Origin of the sequence: Pedobacter sp. CFBP9032 (assembly GCF_034045265.1) — a bacterium.
Classification (GTDB): domain Bacteria; phylum Bacteroidota; class Bacteroidia; order Sphingobacteriales; family Sphingobacteriaceae; genus Pedobacter.
In genome coordinates, this window is the sequence record NZ_JAXCWE010000003.1 from 179,272 (window position 1) to 198,598 (window position 19,327).

15 protein-coding genes and 1 tRNA gene are annotated in these 19,327 nt (G+C 37.7%); 12 read left to right on the forward strand and 4 right to left on the reverse strand.

Translation table 11 applies throughout. The features are described from left to right. The first annotated feature begins 215 nt into the window (after window positions 1-215). From SOM16_RS07405 to fbp, 5 genes are all read left to right on the forward strand, one after another. A complete protein-coding gene (locus tag SOM16_RS07405; protein ID WP_320463355.1) occupies window positions 216-2,945 on the forward strand; it encodes a S8 family peptidase in 2,730 nt (909 codons plus the stop codon). 178 nt (window positions 2,946-3,123) lie between these two features. Then, window positions 3,124-3,507: a VOC family protein gene (locus SOM16_RS07410; protein WP_320463356.1), complete on the forward strand. Its 384-nt coding sequence runs from the start codon at window positions 3,124-3,126 to the stop codon at window positions 3,505-3,507. A 96-nt stretch (window positions 3,508-3,603) separates the two neighbouring features. After that, window positions 3,604-4,305, forward strand: a complete 702-nt coding sequence (locus SOM16_RS07415; protein ID WP_320463357.1) for a tRNA1(Val) (adenine(37)-N6)-methyltransferase — start codon at window positions 3,604-3,606, stop codon at window positions 4,303-4,305. 156 nt (window positions 4,306-4,461) lie between these two features. Next, window positions 4,462-4,953 carry a metallophosphoesterase family protein gene (locus SOM16_RS07420; RefSeq protein WP_320463358.1) on the forward strand — a complete coding sequence of 164 codons (492 nt, stop codon included), beginning with the start codon at window positions 4,462-4,464 and terminating at the stop codon, window positions 4,951-4,953. A 19-nt stretch (window positions 4,954-4,972) separates the two neighbouring features. Next, window positions 4,973-6,052: a class 1 fructose-bisphosphatase gene (gene fbp, locus SOM16_RS07425; protein WP_320463359.1), complete on the forward strand. Its 1,080-nt coding sequence runs from the start codon at window positions 4,973-4,975 to the stop codon at window positions 6,050-6,052. A 153-nt stretch (window positions 6,053-6,205) separates the two neighbouring features. Here fbp and rnhA read toward each other — a convergent pair whose 3' ends face one another. After that, window positions 6,206-6,670, reverse strand: coding sequence for a ribonuclease HI (gene rnhA, locus SOM16_RS07430; RefSeq protein ID WP_320463360.1), 465 nt, complete (start codon window positions 6,668-6,670; stop codon window positions 6,206-6,208). Between the two features lie 176 nt (window positions 6,671-6,846). On the opposite strand from rnhA, the gene SOM16_RS07435 reads away from it, so the two are divergent. The 3 genes from SOM16_RS07435 (at window position 6,847) to SOM16_RS07445 (ending at window position 11,231) form a co-directional block, all read left to right on the forward strand. Next, window positions 6,847-6,920 (forward strand) — tRNA-His (locus SOM16_RS07435). Between the two features lie 466 nt (window positions 6,921-7,386). Then, the gene (locus tag SOM16_RS07440) at window positions 7,387-9,753 is read left to right on the forward strand and encodes an ABC transporter permease (protein ID WP_320463361.1); all 2,367 of its coding nucleotides are present in this window, start codon (window positions 7,387-7,389) and stop codon (window positions 9,751-9,753) included. A gap of 668 nt (window positions 9,754-10,421) precedes the next feature. Then, on the forward strand, window positions 10,422-11,231 hold the full coding sequence (locus SOM16_RS07445) for a hypothetical protein (RefSeq protein WP_320463362.1): 810 nt from the start codon (window positions 10,422-10,424) through the stop codon (window positions 11,229-11,231). A gap of 157 nt (window positions 11,232-11,388) precedes the next feature. Here the strand turns inward: SOM16_RS07445 and SOM16_RS07450 are convergent, their stop codons facing one another. Further along, entirely contained in the window at window positions 11,389-11,709 is a 321-nt protein-coding gene (locus tag SOM16_RS07450; protein WP_320463363.1) for a recombinase family protein, read from the reverse strand. A 753-nt stretch (window positions 11,710-12,462) separates the two neighbouring features. Between SOM16_RS07450 and SOM16_RS07455 the strand changes: the two genes are divergently transcribed. From SOM16_RS07455 to SOM16_RS07465, 3 genes are all read left to right on the forward strand, one after another. Further along, window positions 12,463-13,311: a hypothetical protein gene (locus SOM16_RS07455; protein WP_320463364.1), complete on the forward strand. Its 849-nt coding sequence runs from the start codon at window positions 12,463-12,465 to the stop codon at window positions 13,309-13,311. A gap of 186 nt (window positions 13,312-13,497) precedes the next feature. Next, entirely contained in the window at window positions 13,498-13,881 is a 384-nt protein-coding gene (locus tag SOM16_RS07460) for a hypothetical protein (RefSeq protein ID WP_320463365.1), read from the forward strand. A 1,334-nt stretch (window positions 13,882-15,215) separates the two neighbouring features. Beyond that, a complete protein-coding gene (locus SOM16_RS07465; protein WP_320463366.1) occupies window positions 15,216-15,824 on the forward strand; it encodes a hypothetical protein in 609 nt (202 codons plus the stop codon). A gap of 269 nt (window positions 15,825-16,093) precedes the next feature. Here SOM16_RS07465 and SOM16_RS07470 read toward each other — a convergent pair whose 3' ends face one another. Then, window positions 16,094-16,843 (reverse strand): hypothetical protein, encoded by a 750-nt coding sequence (locus tag SOM16_RS07470; protein WP_320463367.1) that lies wholly within the window; start codon window positions 16,841-16,843, stop codon window positions 16,094-16,096. A gap of 731 nt (window positions 16,844-17,574) precedes the next feature. Here SOM16_RS07470 and SOM16_RS07475 point away from each other — a divergent pair. Beyond that, the gene (locus SOM16_RS07475) at window positions 17,575-18,207 is read left to right on the forward strand and encodes a TetR/AcrR family transcriptional regulator (RefSeq protein ID WP_320463368.1); all 633 of its coding nucleotides are present in this window, start codon (window positions 17,575-17,577) and stop codon (window positions 18,205-18,207) included. A 193-nt stretch (window positions 18,208-18,400) separates the two neighbouring features. Here the strand turns inward: SOM16_RS07475 and SOM16_RS07480 are convergent, their stop codons facing one another. Continuing rightward, window positions 18,401-19,102: a hypothetical protein gene (locus SOM16_RS07480; protein ID WP_320463369.1), complete on the reverse strand. Its 702-nt coding sequence runs from the start codon at window positions 19,100-19,102 to the stop codon at window positions 18,401-18,403. Window positions 19,103-19,327: the final 225 nt, after the last annotated feature.

Sequence of the window (19,327 nt, forward strand, 5' to 3'; positions counted from 1 at the left end):
TTTAGTTTAGATTTAATTGGGGATAAATAGTTAAGTTAGTTAATATAATTTGTGAATTACCTTATAAATGCTAATTTAGGGAAGATTTATGATGTAAACAAAATTTTACAATAAAATATTTTTTGAGAGTCAATACTGTATATTTAATTATATTAATTTGTGTGTGCGTATTACGTTTAAATGCACAAGGACAACCTGGTGGAGTAGAAAAAAAAATGCAAAAATTTGTTTCTGCCAACGATAAAAAGACAGGATCAAGTTTAAATGATGTCCTGTTGGTTAGGTTTGATCACCAGTTAACACTAGCAGAAATCCGGAATTTACAACCGAAAAAGCAACTAACTGGCGATTATTTTATTGTTAGTAAGGCCAGTATTTCTAGCCTTTCTAGCCGAGTTGCTTATCAAATGGAGGCAAATGGCTTATGGAAAGCCAGCGATGGCTTAGCGCAGCTCCTTCACAAAAGTAAAAACAGCGATTCCATCACTGTAAGATTAGCGGTTAAAAATAGTACGCTGCAACCCGGGTTTTTAAAACCGTTAAACATTAAATCAGTTGATCTGCAGCATGCTATTTATACTATTTACATTACCGCTAACGATTTAACCTCAATACTTACAGAAGAGGAGATCATTTATGCTGATATTCTCCCAGTTGCCAAGCAAGAAGTGGTGATTAATGGATCTGATCTTGGACTCAACCAAATTACGAATGCCCGGAGTTTGTTCCCTGGTATTAATGGAGCGGGCATTAATATTTCGTTTAAAGAGGGAATGTATGACCTAACTGATCTGGATCTACTCGGAAAAACGGTTTCAGGTGCAGTTACCGGTGGTACAGCAACTGCTCATGCCACCAGTATGGCTACACTGGCACTAGGAAGGGGAAATTCTTTTATTCGTGGGCTCGGCGCCGCGCCAAATGCAAAGCTGGCTTTTTCTAGTTTTACAAATTTGTTTCCCGATCCGGTTTCAGATTTAAATCGCCTGCAGATTATGGTACAAAACCATTCGTATGGAACTGGAATAGATAATAATTATGGAATAGAAGCTGCTGCATATGATCAACAGGTATTTGATACCGATACCCTGGTTCATGTTTTTTCTGCTGGCAACAGTGGCACGCAAACACCAACTGGCGGTTTTTATCAGGGATTAACAGGAAGAGCTAACCTAACCGGAAACTTTAAACAAGCCAAAAACCTGTTAGTGATAGGCGGGATTAACCGGGAAAATATTTCAGAAAACCAGAGTAGTAAAGGTCCGGCTTATGATGGCCGCGTAAAACCTGAGCTCGTAGCCTTAGGCGAAGATGGAACATCAGGTTCTGCCGCGATTAGCAGCGGTGCTGTTGCGTTGCTGGAGCAATTTTATCATCAAAAGTTTTCAAAAGCACCATCTGCTTCGCTAATCAGGGCAACTTTAATAAACTCAGCTGATGATTTGGGAACACCACAGGTAGATTACATTTTTGGTTATGGAAAATTAAATGTCGCCCAATCTTTAAAAACCCTTAATGAAAATCGAGTTGCATTATATAGCGCAACAAAGGGACAAGATCTAATCATTCCACTAACTATTCCGGCAAATGTTGCCGAAACTAAACTAACCATTACCTGGAATGATCCGGCTGCTGCGGTAAATGCAGCGCAAAGCCTGGTAAATGGCCTGGATTTAAGTCTTGAAAGTCCATCCGGATCGGTTACCTTGCCATGGGTGCTAAGCAGCGCATCTAATTTGGATTCTATTGCCTTGCCTGCAACAAGAAAATTAGATCAGATTAATAACATTCAACAAGTGAGTATTGAAAATCCGGTGGAGGGCAATTTCAAAGTCCATGTAAAAGGCGACCGCATTTCACAAGGCACACAACAGAATTTTGCGCTGGCTTATCTATATAAATATAAAAATACCTTCTCTTTTATTACGCCTGATAAAGAAGTATATTTTTTTGGAAGAGAAGATAATTACATCCGATGGGAAAGTACCTATCCTGATAAAAAGGGTAAGCTTTCTGTAAGTTATGATGATGGCATTAGCTGGAAAGTGATCGATTCGAATGTGGATTTGGCAAAAGGATTTTACAATTGGGGTACCCCCGATTTATTTTCGAAAGCTACCGTTAAAATGGAAGTGGGTAGTGCTGTTTTTACCAGCGAGCGTTTCGTTATTTCCTCGCCAAGGGTATTAAAGGTAGGTTATGTGTGTAAAGATGGGATCGTTTTAAACTGGAATCCACAGGCTGGAGCCAAAGATTATACAATTTACGGCATCACTAATGATGTATTATCGCCAGTTGCAACAGTTACTGATACTTTGGTTAAGTTAAATGTGAACAGTATTGCCAGCCAGTATTATGCTGTGGCGGCAAATGGTAAAGACTTTACAGGGTTAAAGAGTTATACCATCGATTATACCCAACAAGGTGTTGCTTGCTATGTTAGAAGTCTGTTTGCTTCCGTTACTGGCGATAATAAAATTAGACTCGACCTCAGCATCGGGACTGTATTGGATATCAAAAGCATCATTTGGGAGAAACAAACGGGTGTAGATACGTATACGGTTTTGCAGCAAACGAAACCAGGAAATAATATACTTGATTATTCCATTTTTGATGATAAACCTAAATCCGGTATACAGTTTTATCGCGTAACTTTTGAAACGGCGAATGGAAATATTGTGAGTGATCTGGTCTCTGCGACTTTCCTTAAAGAGAATGAATTTTCATTTTACCCTAATCCTGTAACTGATTATTTAACCATTTTAAGTGGATCTTTTGAAGATTATAGCCTTTCTATATTTAATGTTTTAGGGCAAAAGGTATTCGAAGAGAAAGCCGCAAGTACGAATCGCTTTGGCTTAACGGCACTTACTACAGGTGTTTATGTTGGAGTGATCGTTAAAAATGGCGAACAGGTAAAGCAATTTAAGCTGATTAAAAGATAGTGGTCAGCGTTAATAATATAGAACCCTTCAGGTAAAAGTACCGCCAGGCAGATAGGATTTGCCCATTTCTCCATTTTACCTGCATATCAGATGGATTCTTTTGTCCTCATTATTTTTCTGCAACTTTGCCCTTCCAATTCATTTATTCAAATATTTACGCATTCAAAAAATACTTTTTATGTTTAAGCGGATCCATCATATCGCCATCATCTGTTCAGATTACGAAAAATCTAAAAATTTCTATGTAAATAAATTAAATTTTACAGTGTTGGCTGAAGTTTTCAGGGAAGAACGAAATTCTTACAAATTAGATCTTGCTATTAATGGCCTCTATCAGATTGAACTTTTTTCATTTGAAAATCCGCCAGCGCGTCCATCCAGACCAGAGGCACAAGGTTTACGGCATCTGGCTTTTGAAGTTGATGACATTGAAGCAGAGATTTCAAGATTAAATGCAGTTGGAATAATTACCGAACCTATTCGAATTGATGAATTTACAGGAAAGAGATTCACTTTTTTCGCTGATCCGGATGGATTGCCGCTGGAACTGTATGAGGGGTAGAAGTTGGTTAGTTGGGTTAGGGGGTTAGGGGGTTAGTTGGGTTAGAGGGTTAGTTGGGTTAGGGGTTTGAAGTATTGAGTTGGTTGTTAGTTTGTTATGAGTGTTTTTAAGTTTAAGCAATTTGAAGTCGACCAGACGGGTTGCGCCATGAAGATTAATACCGATGGGGTATTGATTGCTGCAATGGCTAATCATGAAGGGCCTCAACATATTTTAGATATTGGAACAGGGACAGGAGTGATGGCGCTCATGCTTGCGCAGCGTTTCCCTGAAACTGAAGTTAAGGCGGTTGAAATTGATGCACAGGCTGCAGAAACTGCTGGAAGAAACTTTCAAAAGTCTGTCTTTAGTGATCGTTTAACGATTAAGCATATAGCCATTGAACAATATAGCCATTCCGAACCATTTGACCTTATTGTCTCTAATCCTCCATTTTTTGTAAACGATCTGAAGAACACAGAGGAGCGAAAGGGAATCGCCAGGCATGCAGACGAACAGTTTTTCGAAATGCTGATTGATAAGTCAAATCAGTTATTGGCAAAAAAAGGTATGCTATGGTTAATTCTTCCTGTTAAACAAGCCAACGAAGTGATTGAGTATGCATCAACGCATCACTTGAAGCTTGCTGAACGAATAAATATTCACTCTGATCAACAAAAGCCGACTTTCAGACAGATTATTTGCTTAGCAAGAGAAGATTTAGAATTCAGAGAAACTGACTTTTATATTTATGAATCACTGAAGAAACATAGTCCCGCCTATAAGTTATTGCTAAAGGATTTTTTTCTAGCCTTTTAATTTAATAAATCAGGATAAGATCGTACATAAAATAACGACTGGTAATGCTGTTGTTTGAGGCTGAAAAATTCGGTTACTCTCTTTTTCGCGGGTAAATGATAAACTTATAAATAGCTGCTGATGTTTGTAAACAATTAGCACAATTAAATTCACAAAATGAGAAAAATAGGCTTGATTTCTGATACGCATGGATACCTTGATGATGCTGTTTTCAAACATTTCGATCAGGTAGATGAAATTTGGCATGCTGGCGATTTTGGTAATGATGTGGCAGCGCCATTGGCTGCCTTTAAGCCCTTACGCGGGGTATTCGGGAATATCGATGATGCGGTAATTCGCTCTGAATTTCCTGAGAAAAATCGATTTAGCTGTGAACAAGTAGATGTTTGGATGACTCATATTGGCGGTTATCCCGGAAAGTACTCCTCTTATGTTAAGCCAGAAATTTACACTAACCCTCCCAAATTATTCATCACCGGGCACTCACATATCTTAAAAGTAATGTTCGATGAAAAAATAAAATGCCTGCACATAAACCCTGGCGCGGCCGGAAAACATGGTTGGCACAAAGTGAGAACACTGGTTAGATTTTGCATTTCTGAAGAAAATATTCATACCTTAGAAGTTATAGAATTATCAGGTAGATAATGTAAAATATACACTAAGTATGGGTTTTGGCGTAGTCACATTAGGGCAATTTATTATAGAAAAACAAGCAGATTTTCCTTACGCTAAAGGAGAACTTTCCAGGCTATTGCGTGATATTGCAATTGCAGCAAAAATTGTAAACCGGGAAATAAATAAAGCCGGTTTGGTTGATATGATTGGTCATGTAGGTACGATCAACATCCAGGGAGAAAAACAAAAAAAACTTGATGTATACGCAGATCAACAATTTATAGCTGCCCTAACCAGTGGTGGCGAATGTTGTATCATTGCCACTGAAGAAGAAGAAGAGATTATTCATATTGATTCGCCGGTTTCACAGAATGCCAAATATATTGTTTGCATAGATCCAATGGATGGCTCGTCTAATACCGACGTTAATGTTGCGGTGGGTACGGTTTTTTCAATTTATCGACGTAAATCTTTAGAGGGAAAAGCCAGTATTGCTGATGTTTTGCAGAAAGGTACGGAACAAGTAGCGGCTGGTTATATTATTTATGGCTCTTCTACCATGTTGGTTTATACCACGGGAAAAGGGGTGAATGGATTTACGCTCGATCCTTCCATTGGCGAGTTCTGTCTTTCTCATCCAGAAATGAAAATTCCTGAAACAGGTGCTACGTATTCTATCAATGAAGGCAACTACGTTCATTTTCCGGAAGGAGTGAAGCAATATATTAAGTATTGCCAGGTAGAAGATGAGGCTTCTAACAGACCTTACACATCTCGCTACATCGGCTCTATGGTAGGAGATATTCACAGAAGTTTAATCAATGGAGGAATTTATATCTATCCGACTACAGCCCGCTCGCCTGAAGGCAAGTTAAGATTGCTTTATGAATGTAACCCGATGGCTTTTATTATTGAGCAGGCTGGCGGCAAAGCAAGCACAGGTTTTGAGCGGATTTTAGAAATACAGCCTACTGAAGTTCATCAGCGTGTTCCAATATTTATAGGTTCTGTACAAATGGTGGAAAAGGCAGAAGAATTGATGTTAGTTAATGCCAAAAGTACAGCCTATGCTGATCATCAGGTAGAGGCTAAATTAACAGATTTAGGAATCGTTTCCGGAATCGATTAATCCCGATGTAAACCATCTGTAATTCGGGATTAACAAGCTAGTTTTAAATTATACTGTCATGTTAATCCCGAATGTTCTCCTTATTGAAGGGCGACATGACTGTATCAAAAGGACTTGGATTTAATAGGTGATAAGTTTCATCGGATGTGTTGATCAGGAACGGGCACGCTCTGCCTCAAAAAAAGTATCTATGGCGAGGTTTTGCTTGTCTTTTGAGGCAAACACGGCTAGCCTGTCGCAACGCTCGTTTTCAGGATGATCATTGTGCCCTTTAATCCAAATGAATTTCACCTTATGCAGTTTGTATAATTCGAGGAAACGGATCCAGAGGTCCTTGTTTTTTTTATCCTTAAAATTTTTAGTTACCCAACCGAAAAGCCATTTTTTTTCTACTGCATCTACTACATATTTTGAATCGGAGTAAACCGTTACTTCCTGGTTTAGACTTTTCAGCGCTTCCAGGCCTTTAATTACGGCGAGTAATTCCATGCGGTTATTGGTTGTCATTCTGAAACCGCCGCTCAGTTCCTTATAGTGTTGTCCTGCTCTTAAAATGGTTCCCCAGCCACCTGGTCCGGGGTTTCCGCTAGCTGCTCCGTCTGTATAAATCTCAATCATAAACGGTGTAAAGTTATGTTTTTAGGTTTAAAACTGGTTGTTTTATGTGGATGTGAAAAATTATTTTCATTTCAAATAATTGAATTTTAAGCAATTAAAAGTTTGTTGTTAATTCTTTAATAAAAATATTTGCAGGGATTGGTAAAAATCGTACTTTTGTGACACTAAAAAATACGGTGGTTGTAGCTCAGTTGGTTAGAGTATTGGTTTGTGGTGCCGAGGGTCGTGGGTTCGAGCCCCATCAGCCACCCCGTGAGCCCTTTAAGTTATCTTAAAGGGCTTTTTTGTTTTTATGAGATTTTAAAATCGTTGAATAGAGGCGATAGAGGCAGATTTTTGGTTCGAGCCCTATAGGGGTACCCTGATGGTGCAAAAGTAAATCAATTCTTAAAACATTTTTTTAATATCCTTTTAATGAGAGTGTTGTAATTTTTAAGTTCCGAATTTTTGGTTCGATGCTATTAACTTCGACAGAAGCTTGCGTTATAATTTTATTATTGCTTGCTTCCTCCTCCCCGCCCCACCATTTCAAAAAGCGTTCAATATCGATCAGCATGGTGCACGGAATTGAACATTAAATTAAAAGAAATAGCGTGTTATATCGTTTATTGGCTACAATGGTAATAAAATTTGTTTGGCATAAAATTGGGGAAGGACGGCATAAGAGTTAAGGCCAGTATACTTCAACTATCCTGGTATTTTAAATAATTAAGTCTATGCTTGCACACAATCTACTTCTTATCTATAGAAATTTTAAGCGGTTTAAGATTTCGTTCTTCATCAACCTCATCGGCTTGTCTGTAGGATTGGCAAGTACACTACTGATCTATTTTTGGATAGAAGACGAATTAAGCATTGATAAGTTCAATGAGAAAGATACTCAGCTCTATCAGGTGATGAGAAATGAACCACTTAACAATACGATAAACACCGAAGAATATACCCCAGGGCTTTTAGCACGTAGTCTTGGATCGTCAATTCCTGCAGTTGAACATGCGGTGGCAGTTGTAACTCCCAATATCAGCTATAAGGGTGTACTTTCAGATGGAGTATCAAAAAGTTATGCCAACCCTCAATTTGCCGACAAAGACTATTTCAATGTTTTTACCTATCAGTTTATTGAAGGAGATAAGAATACCGTATTGTTGAACAAAAGTGCAGTTTCGATTTCAGAAGGAATGGCGCTTAAATTATTTAAGACAACGAAAGACATCATTGGGAAAACTATATCTTTTGAGAATGAATATTTCGATGGACAATATATCATATCGGGAATATTCAAGTCTCCATCAAACGCTTCAAAACAGTTCGATATATTGTTCAGCTACGAACTGTTTCTGGAAAGAAGACCTGAAGTAAAAGATTGGTCAAATGGCGGTCCCTCAACATTTGTAATTTTAAAGAAGGATGCGGATGTTGATAATGTAAACAAGGCCATTACGCAATTACTGCTGACAAAAAGAAAAAATTCGAACGAAACCCTTTTTGTACAGCGCTTTTCGGAAAGGTATCTTTTTGGCAGTTATGAAAACGGCATTCCTGTAGCAGGAAGAATGGTATATGTACGTCTGTTTGGAGTTATCTCATTGTTTGTACTTGGCATTGCATGCATCAACTTCATGAACCTATCTACCGCAAAGGTTTCTAGGAGAATGAAAGAGGTAGGTATAAAAAAAGTGATGGGAGCAAAAAGAGGTGCGCTCATGGTTCAATATATTGGAGAATCAATGCTGCTGACATTTATTTCACTATTCGTTGCCTTGCTCGCTACTGAATTATTACTGCCACAGTTTAATGCTATAACCGGCAAATCCCTTAGCCTGCATTTTGACCTAAAGCTAATATTAACACTTTTGGGCATAAGTATTTTTACAGGTCTAGTTGCTGGTAGTTATCCAGCTTTTTATCTATCTGGATTTAACCCTAGAAATGCGCTTAAGGGAAGGCTAAGCAGTTCAAAAGGTGAACTATTGACCAGAAAAGGATTAGTAGTGTTTCAGTTTATCGTATCGATTGTCTTAATTATATCTGTTCTGGTTACCTACAACCAGATAAAGTTTGCACAGAATAAAAATCTCGGTTATGAAAAAGACAATATCATTTCGTTTGCCAAACAGGGCAAATTGGAAAAGAATTTTAAATCCTTCATCTCACAACTGAAAAATACCCCAGGAGTAGTCAATGCATCCTATATGTATGGAAGTTTGGCTGGTGGCGTTAGTTCCCGTTCAGGTGGACTTTCATGGGATGGACAGTCATTAGATCAAAAGAACACAAAATTTGATTACCTGGATGTTGATTTTGGTTTGATCGAAACACTTAACATCAAAATGGAACAGGGAAGAAGTTTCTCTCCTGAATTTGGATCGGACAGTTCGGCAATTATTTTTAACAAGGCTGCCATTAAAGCAATGGGAATTACCGATCCCATTGGTAAAACAGTGAATTTTTATGGCAACAGGCAAATTATCGGAGTGGTAGATGATTTTCATTTCGAATCGCTTTTTGAAAAGGTAAAGCCTTTCTTTTTTAAGATTGACTATGAAAGTGGAGGAAATATATTGGTACGCATTAAATCTGGATCGGAGCAGATGGCGATAGCAAATATTGAGAAATTGTATAAAGAATTTAATGAAGGAACACCATTTGAATATAAATTCTTAGATGATGATTATCAGGTGCAATACACACTTGAAAACAAGGTAGCTATTTTATCAAGATATTTTGCCGGCATTGCAATTATGATCTCATGCCTTGGTCTATTTGGCTTGGCTGCATTTATGGTAGAGAGACGGTCTAAAGAGATTGCCATAAGGAAAACATTGGGCTGTAGCGATTTTGGTATTATTTCTTTATTGTCGACTTTTTTTATCAGGATTATTTTTATCGCTATAGCAGTTGCTTTTCCACTGGGTTATTTTATAATGGGTGATTGGTTACAAAGTTTTGCCTATAGAATATCTATAGAGTGGTGGTATTTTGCTTTAGCAGGTGTTTTGTCTTTCACGATGGCTTGGATTGCAATTGCAACGCAAATATTCATTGCTACAAGGATTAATCCTGTTAAGTATCTTAAAGAATAAATTACTCGTCTAAAATCTTCGAAAAACCGCTTATTTCAATCAATTCGTCCACAAAATGGTTCGAATTACGCACCGTTACTGACCCAGAATTTTGAAAGGTCTTGACATTACGTTGAGACCTTTCTTTGTTTTAAGAGCATGCTCTTAAATACATTATTTAGTTATTTCGTGGATTTATTGTGTTCGGCACCGGGCTCCAGTTTATTTTAATCTTCTAAAAATAAATGACTATTAAGGATCCATTTACTCATGGGCTGAAAAACTTAATTCTAACTTAAGAATATGATGGCGGGCATTCAGAAATCAAACTGATGATTATGATTTTAAAATCCATCTCCTTTAAAAATGCTGCATCATTCTTTAAGGTCTGATTGAGAAAGATTTAAGTCTTATTCATCTTTGTTTATTTTTTGGACAAAGGACGATATCGCACAGGAACCGATCAGGATCTTCACTTGTTGCCAAAAATAAACCTGATCTCAAATAGCGCATGAAACCATATGCTGTCATACTCGAAGCAAAGGCTAAGTATAGGTAGATTAATGGTGGACTAGAGGTGGAGATCACGTGGACTGTAGGCGCAGTAAAGAAATCAATTATTTAAATAAGCAGGAAAATGCTATATTTAATTGGTCATCCCCTTGATTACGCTAATATACTAAATTATTATGGCAACATTAAATGGAATGATCAGTTTTTCCGGTAAACTTGGCGACCTTGTTTTTTACAACCGGGGAAAAACAAAAGTGGTGCGACAGCAGGTGAAGTCTTATCAACTTTCTGAGAACAGCAAGAAAAGCGGTCGCGATTTTGGAGCGGCCAGTCGCACGGCAGCTTATATCGGAGCGGCCTTTTCGCCTCTAGTTAAACGATATGCCGATGGGGATCTGGTTAATCGCCTTAATAAAAAGGCGATGGAGATTTTTAAAAGTATCCCCAAAGAACATGCTGGAAATAAAAAGCTTGTTGACGGGGACCTTGGCCAGCTTCGGGGCTTTGAGTTTAATGTTGTTGCCCCTTTAAGTAAGCTATTGTTCCAACCCCTGGGCGCTAAGATGCAGTCTGATGGAATCCTCGAACTGGAATTTTCTAAAACTAAGCTAGAGCAGTTTATTCGGGTGATACCTAACGCTAGTTGTGCGGTACTACAGTTGATGGTATTTAATTTCGAACTGGATGGAGAACACTGTGAATTAATCAATGTTAATGATATGGAAATTCCGCTGAACCTTACAGATTTCCCAGGTGCAAAATTAATGTTGAAAACAACGCAAAAAGGTGCCAGGGCACTGATCATTGCTTTGGGTATTTCTTACCTAAGCAAGGGGATACTAAGTGACGACAAACGCTATTATGGCTGCCATATTTCTCATGCCTGGCATTTGCAGGATGGCGTGGAGGTTGAGTTTATACCGTTAGTAGAGGAAAAAATAGAAGTAGTTGAAAAGGTGGGTGGAATCAGTTGGGAAATGGGCTGAACGGGGTGCGTGAATTGCAGCGGCTCTAAAATATTGGGTATGGTCTATAACCTAAATTATAATGGCAAAACTACCTTTGTCGGTCATTTTCGATTTCTGGTATAGCCAAGTACAATGCAAGCATTAGTTTGTTCTTAGGAACATTTGAGTCTAAAGGCTATTCTACTGCCTGTGGATTAGTTCCCAGCCTTTTTAGGTTTGCCAACACCTGATAAGCATCACAGGTATTGCGGCTAAATCTATCCCATTTGTTAAAGAGGAGGAAATCCGACTGGTGTTTACGCAAATAGGTAGTGAGCTTCATCCATTCTGGTCGTTTGAAAGATTTTGCAGAGTGGTCTTCAGTGAAAATCTTTAAAATGCTAATGCCACGCAGTTTGCAGTAGTTGGTTAACATCTCCTGCTGAGCCCTTAGTGAATGACCCCTCAATGCCTGTTCCTCTGTACTTACACGGAGGTATAAAATTGCTGTTTTCATAATTTAAGTTTTAACAATAATTATACAGCGACAAGTATTTGCCAAATCTTGGCAAGGTTACGATATAGAGGTTGGGAAATACTCTAGTAAGGACAAATATTATGAAGTTTGGTATATTTATAGATAATTATGAAAGAGGACACTTCAGCTTTTCGGCTAAAATTATACGTATGTGAGTACCCAAAGCAAACAACAGATAAAGTCTTTTTGATGAGCTATAATTTAATATATTAGCAATACAAAACCAGCAAATCTATGGCTCCAATACAACTACTTCTAGCTACATTGGAGAATGTTTATGGCTGGTATAAAAGTTATAGGGCATTACCTGACCAAATGGAATGGCAAAAAAAACAAATAATAAAACCAAACTGACACTAATGAACACTTAAAAAATGCTTTAAGAAAGGTAATTGCGGACAATTCAGCAGGTATTGTTTTCAATATGCTAAACTTATTTGACGGAACTGGTTTCCCAAAAAATGACAATGTAGATTGGACTGGTTAAAAGTTATAGATGAAGAACCTAATAAAAATTCTGAACCTGTGGACGATTGTTTACATGACAAATTTTATGAAACTTATTGGGACTGGAAGAAAATTAGAGGCGATAAAAAATGGAAACTGGACACACACACATTCTACTCTGCATCAACTTTTGTGGTGTATTGACAACTTTGTGCTCCGAAATCCGCCACTGCGCCAAGCGCGAAACCGGTATAAACTCTAAAGAACATACACGAAACAGGAAATATGGGAGCTTGGGGAACAGCAATATCATCTAACGACACTTACGCTGACATATACGGTAAGTTTTTTGACCTGTATAATGACGGACTTGACGTGTCAGAAATTTCAAAGAATTTAATTGCTGACAATCAAGAAACCATTAACGATAAGGACAATTGTAATAACTTTTGGTTTGCATTGGCAAAAGCACAATGGGAATGTAAGCAACTTGACAAAGACATTTTCGACCAAGTAAAAAAGGTCATTGAAACAGGCGAAGATCTTGGAGTATGGCGACAACTTGATGCTGACGAAAAAGACATTAAAAAGCGTAAAGTAGTACTTGACAAATTTCTTACTGACTTACAAACAGAAAGACCAAAAGCAAAGTCAAGAAAAAATAAAATAATTTGCCAACCAGTTTTTGAAAAAGGAGACTGCTTGACTTTTAAACTTGAAAACGGAAATTATGGTGGTGCTGTTGTTTTAGAAGCAATTAAGGACAGCGAATATGGACATAATCTAATTGCAACAACAAGAATAGACCAACCGAGCAAGCCAACAAAAAAGGACTTCGAGAATGCGGAAGTTCTGGTAATGAACTATGCGAGTTGCGACAATGAACCAAATGTAAAATGGTATCTTCCAATACGACATAAGCAAATAGCACATTTAATTGAAAGGGTTGAGAACATAGAAGTTCATATAAATTACGACATCAAAAACTCTATGCTTGGGTTTGTAGGTGACTTTGACATTTGGGTAATTCAAGTTGTCGACCAGCAGTTAAAATCAGAAGAAACAAAACCTCGTTCAAAGACAAATCAAACAATCAAAGCATTGACAAAAAAGAGCAAATGGAAACTTTGGTAAAAACGGACAACGGAAGAAGAGCTGTCTATAACAGCACATTTGCAATAGACGGTGCGACGTTCTCCGCAGACAGTTTTGTGGTTACAGGAAGTTCAGTTCTCCGAATGAACATCTGGGCTGAAATCCCGCCCATCGCAAATCTGCAAAACATTATGCGTCACTTTAGCAAGACAGCAAACTATAACAATGAAACTATACGACATTTTTCTGGACAACAATAAAATTGGGACAACTGAATTTGAAAAGGGAGATGCACCTATGGGAGGTGTTTTTGGCAAAATAACTTTTATAAATATTTCTTCGGGTTATGACTTCTTTAAAACCTATTGTGTAACAAACGACATTGAATTAGTTACTGATTATCCCGAAGACAGACTGATACTTACTCGGACGATAAATAATTTAGCAGTTAAAAATGAACTGGGAATGGAAATCAAAGGTGTAGGAAATCAAATTAGTGGTATGGATAGCGATGAATTTGAAATTTCATTAGAAGGTGTTCCATATCCATTCTATGAAGAGGAATTTCCCCATCACGTAAAAGCGTATTACAACCAGTTCAACAACTAGCAATGACCACAATCGGAAACAATTTTCAATCTATACGTTTACTCTACTTTAGACTTAATAACTGAAGTAGGCGTAGTTGCACATTGATGACTGTGCAAACGGGGAAACTGAAAACCGTATAGAGTAAACATATTGCTTCTCACTACTAAATAGTATTTAATCGAAATATTCCCTAGTAGTGAACTTCCATCTTCTCTACTAGGGATAAAAACCATTCAATGATTGATGGTACGAAAATGTGCTCCAAAAGGGCCTATTTATCCGTTTTCCGAGTTCCTCAAACTCGTTCATTCGGCGTGGCATTTCGGCCACTCGCTTCAAATCAGCCACAAACTTGGAGGTAGTTGGTACCATCAGCCACCCAGAATTTTGAAAGGTCTTGACATTACGTTGAGACCTTTTTTGTTTAACAGCAGGCTCTTAAAATACAATATTTAGTTATTTCGTAAATTTATCGTGTTCGATATCTGGTTCTAATTTATTCCAATCATCTAAAATAATGACTATTAAGGATCCATTTACTCATGGGCTGAAAAACTTAATTCTAACTTAAGAATATGATGGCGGGTATTTAGAAATCAAACTGATGATTAGGATTTCAAAACCCATGTCAGCCACAAACCGCAATGAAATTTGTACCATAAACGACCTTTTTATTGTCCTCTAATTTTTGTTTATCAAGAAGATACGCTGAAACGTTTCGCTCACTAAAGCAGTTCGATGTTGTAGACTTTCAAATCAAATTTTTCGGGGAACATCGAACCAATCAGCTTCTCTTATTGTTAATCGCAGATTTTGTGAGAATTGGGGAAAATCGCGGTAGCAATGAATCATCGCCCCGCGCTATCAAAATCAAGTTCCACTGAAATGTGGAGACAATGTCTCCGGAATAAACTGAATCTATTACTCGATTCCGAGAGGTTTGATGTCAGGGATAAAGGGGGTGATCTTGTCATAGAGGTCAAATAAGATAGCTGTTATGCGAACTATCGTTTATCGTGCAGCTAAAGGCAACTGCTAAACAAAGAAAGATGGGAGGTAATCTCATTTGAATTGAAAGTGGCCATTTTTAATTACCTACTCAAATATGGCATGCCTATTATGAAGATAAATTAAAGTGAAATACTATCATAAAAATTATATCACACTTTTGTGATATTTATATATTTTTTTAACTTTGCTTTTGTAAATTTTGCTGAGCGTGTCGATATAGATAAAGCCATAGGCAATTATTTGATGTTTAAATAGATTACTTAACAGAAAACAGCTACCGGTACTCGCTATACTTCAATGGGAAAAGCCCAGACATATGATTAAAAATAAACTCATTAAAAATGAAAATCTTTACACTAGCTGATTTCTACAAGCAGTACGGCAAAATGATGTCAAGAATAATGATCATCTTTATGCAGTTTATACTGCTTTCTGCTTGCCAAAACGGGCAAAAGGATGCTCAGGATAAAACCTCTAAAGACGAGCAAAACAATATTTTAAGTGCACTAATCACTAATATGCGGGCCAGCATTACAGACCTTACTGAAGCCAACCGCAAGCCAACTAATCAGTGGTTGCTGCATAGCCATTATCCGCTGTCTGCGGAAGAAGTTAAAGCCATAGAAAATGCCGGAAAATTGGAAGGCAGTTATGCTACGGATATGGTGGATAAAATTGGGTGTTTCATTTTGCGTATTGAGCTTAAAAATGAAAAGGGCGAAAATGTAACGCTGGCAGATACTACGAAAAATCCATTGTACCTCCAACGTTTTGGGCTGTGGGAACATGATAAAAAATTATCCCAAAATGTGGGTATCAAGATCCGAACCAATCAGTTATTTTCTGAATTGAAAGGTAAAGTTCAGCTCCAATTGAAACTGGAAAATGGTGCTGTAAAATTGGCCGAAATTCCTGTTTCTATTACGATTAACGACCAGAATGAGTTGTAAAAGTTTCACTATTTAGTATTACTGTTCATATTTTGCCCAGACTTCCTGCTGCCGCAATCGCTTTTCTTATAGTGCAGATCTTTTAGTTCTTCGCGAAAAAAACGGCGGTTACGTTTCTCCACCAAGATCGGTATACTATGGCTTTATAATTTCTTTCATCTAAACTAAAAGATCTTAAAGAGCCAATGCAAAACTGGATTGACAATAGGAGATGTACAGACTTTGAGCTAAGGTTTTGATCGGACTGTTTGTTTTGTGATGCGGTAAATCTACCAGCCGCTGTCAATTTTTTTATAGGCTTCGGTAATTATATCATCGGGCGACGCATTTTCAAATAAATAATCCACTTTACCTAACGTAAACGTTTTTGATTTTGAAGGCATATCCTCTTCCATGGTATTGATTATTTCCTCTTCTAATGTTCCTTTATGTAAATCATAATTAAGCGAATGGTGGCTTCCAGCACCCATGTTGTAGGTTTTGATATGTGTAAGTACAAAATTCTTTCCAACGTATTTAAAAGTACTGGAAAGATTACCACTTGGTCCGATGCCAGATAATTTGATATTTAATGCTCCACTATCAATACGCACCTCTTCATATTCATAAATTTTAATGTCATTTTCGTTATATGCGATTGGCATTGCAACATTTGAAACCTTGTCTAAGCGGTAGGTTTTGTTCTGATTTTGTAACAGGATTAGCATTGGTCTTTCCGCAGTTTTATCTTTTTTATTGCCCAACACTATTACGATGTCAGCCAAACCGTCGTCATTCAAATCCCCTTCCGTTTCGTATTGAATTTCATAAACCCCTGTTTTAGGCAAGAAATCCTGCGGTTGATGGCCTGTTTGCGGATAAATAACCCTCTCCATCTTATCAATCGCTTTGATCGTATCTACAACACTTTCTTTAAAAACGGTATCATGTGTAGGCGCTTGGGGCTTCTTGTCTGTGCTGGTTTGGCAACTTTCAAAAAGTAGTATGATTGCTGTACATCGTGTGAGTAGATATTTCATTTGTCTGAGTTGGCTTTCCTGTGATGGTATAAAGGGTAAATCTTATCGTAATTGTGAAGAGTAAAAGGAGCGTAGTAATTTGGATATTGTTCATTGAATAGGGGAGGTTATGTGTTTTGCTGATTTCGGGTTAGCTGAGTTCTTTTGATTTTATCTCGGCGTTCAACGTTTTAACCCGTAAATAGACTGGGAGAAAACCTAAAATAATTGTAACTGCGGGAAGAAACAACGCTATGTTGCCTTTTTTGTAATAAAAATAAATAGCTGCTGCGAGTATACATGGCCAAAGTATACAGACACCGATGATTAGGCCTTTGAAAAAATCCCTTTGTTTGGTCAGTGTTTTCAGATCTTGTGGGTTGGATGGGTTCTTAGTTATCATTGTAATTTTTATTGTTTAGTGATGGAGAAAATATGCTTTAGTCTTTTTTTTTCGGATAGGGTATGCCACCAATATTTCGATGGCATACCTTTCCAGTATTATTCATAGTTTTATAAACTTCCCTAATTGCCTGGCAAGGGCAAAGCTAGTAAATATATTTTATATCACAATATTGTGATATAGATTTAATACATAGTTTTTAAACCTGAAAATTTGGCTTCTTATCCAAATTAGACCCTCCTTGAGCAATGGCCTATCGCTTAAACGAAATGGAAGAAAAGTTTGTTTCTGTGGGTGGAATCTTTGATGATGCCCCAAAAAATCGCAAATTGCACCAAAGTTAAATCGAATGGCAAGAAAAGTTACGGATGGACCTGTTAGGAATAAGGAACGCACCAAAGAAAACCTGATTTCTGCGCTTGGGGAAATTCTGAAAAAGGATGGTTTTTCCGGTCTGAACATCAGTAGGGTGGCAGAGAAGGCAAAGGTAGATAGGAGGCTGATCTATGATTATTTCGGAAGCCTTGAGGGACTGGTTAAGGAGTATCTTAATACCAATGACTACTGGAAGATGAGTCCGGAAGAAGTCGGCGATATTGTGGAGACCAGCAAAGCAGATGCGGGAAAAACACTTGCCTACAATGTTCTGGAGAACCAGTTTGACAGTCTGATCAAAAATGAAGAGATGCGCCGGATCATCACCTGGGGGCTCAGCGAGAAGTTGCCGATTTTGAAAGCGCTTGATTTGAAACGTGAGGATATAGGTAACCAGGTGTTGAGTGAGGTCTTCGACAAACATTTTGAAGGCAGTGATAAAAACTTCAGGGCGCTGTATGCGTTATTGATGGGAGGAGTTTATTACCTTACCCTTCATGCCAAGATGCAGGAGAATCCTTTTTGCGGGATAGACCTTCAACAGCCATCTGGTCAGGAAGAAATTAAGAAAGCGCTAAAACAGTTTATTGAACTTGCCTACGCCTAATGGTCTATTTAAAACATAGAAAAGTCTATTTTTAAATCCCCGAAAGTGGATATTCGAATGTTATGCCAACCGTGCATTATGAGATGAACAAGGCTCGTTGTCAGGCATGGTTATTACAAAACCGAATTTATATTAATTCATGGCTGATTTGTCAATGAGCGATGATGCTAATTTGTGTTAGATCCGATAGTAACTACCTCACTATTTTATTCAAATAATAATCATTTCCTTCCTCCTTCATCTCATTTAGGAAATCATTGTAAGTATAGTTTTTATTTAAGTTCTCCTTCTTGGCTCGAAGATAATCCTGGTAATAGCCAAATCCTCCGGCCATGTAGTAATTATAAAATCCATCAGCTTTGTTGTTCACCACACACAAATCGCCCGTTACAGAAGCTTTGTCGTTGTAGACGGTGGTATAATTTATTTCCAGAAAATAGGTGTTACCCTTAGATTCCCAAATCCTGAAAGTCATGCTCGGATCTTTATAATGATAAAAGGTTTTTCCGAATTTTGCTTCCAGAGCCTTTTCTAATTTTTTGGTTTCCTGCGTAGTTTTGGTTTCCAACTTATAGGCCTCGATTTGATTGGTTTTTTTATCAATATAGAATTTAACAAAGTTTGCCATGTAGGAGGTATTGGGACTGTTGTCTATACTGCCATAAAGGGACTCGCCCTCAAAATATAAGGCATCTTTTTCCATAGAGATATACTCATCTAGTCCAGCTACCTGGAAGTTCTGGTCTTCCAGTTGAAATTTAGAGGTGATGCTACTTTCCTTTACCGGAAGTACAATAGACGACAGATCGAAGTTTTGAGAATTACACGATTGTATAAACATACTCATTACAAGGAGGGACAAAACTATTGGGGCTGCTGTTCTGCTTTTTAACATTTAAAAATTTTTATAGGTTTTTGGGGAATTACCATTGCTTGCTCGACTAGCACTACTTTGCCTATAACTTATCATAGTGCAAAATATATTGGTAATGTTGCCAGCCAAATTTAATACTTGCTCAAAGATTAACTTGTTGCTCTACGCAATTTAACTACCCTTTCGAGCTACCTGACAAATATATCACATATTTGTGATATTTATCTACTTTGTTAGTTTTGCTTT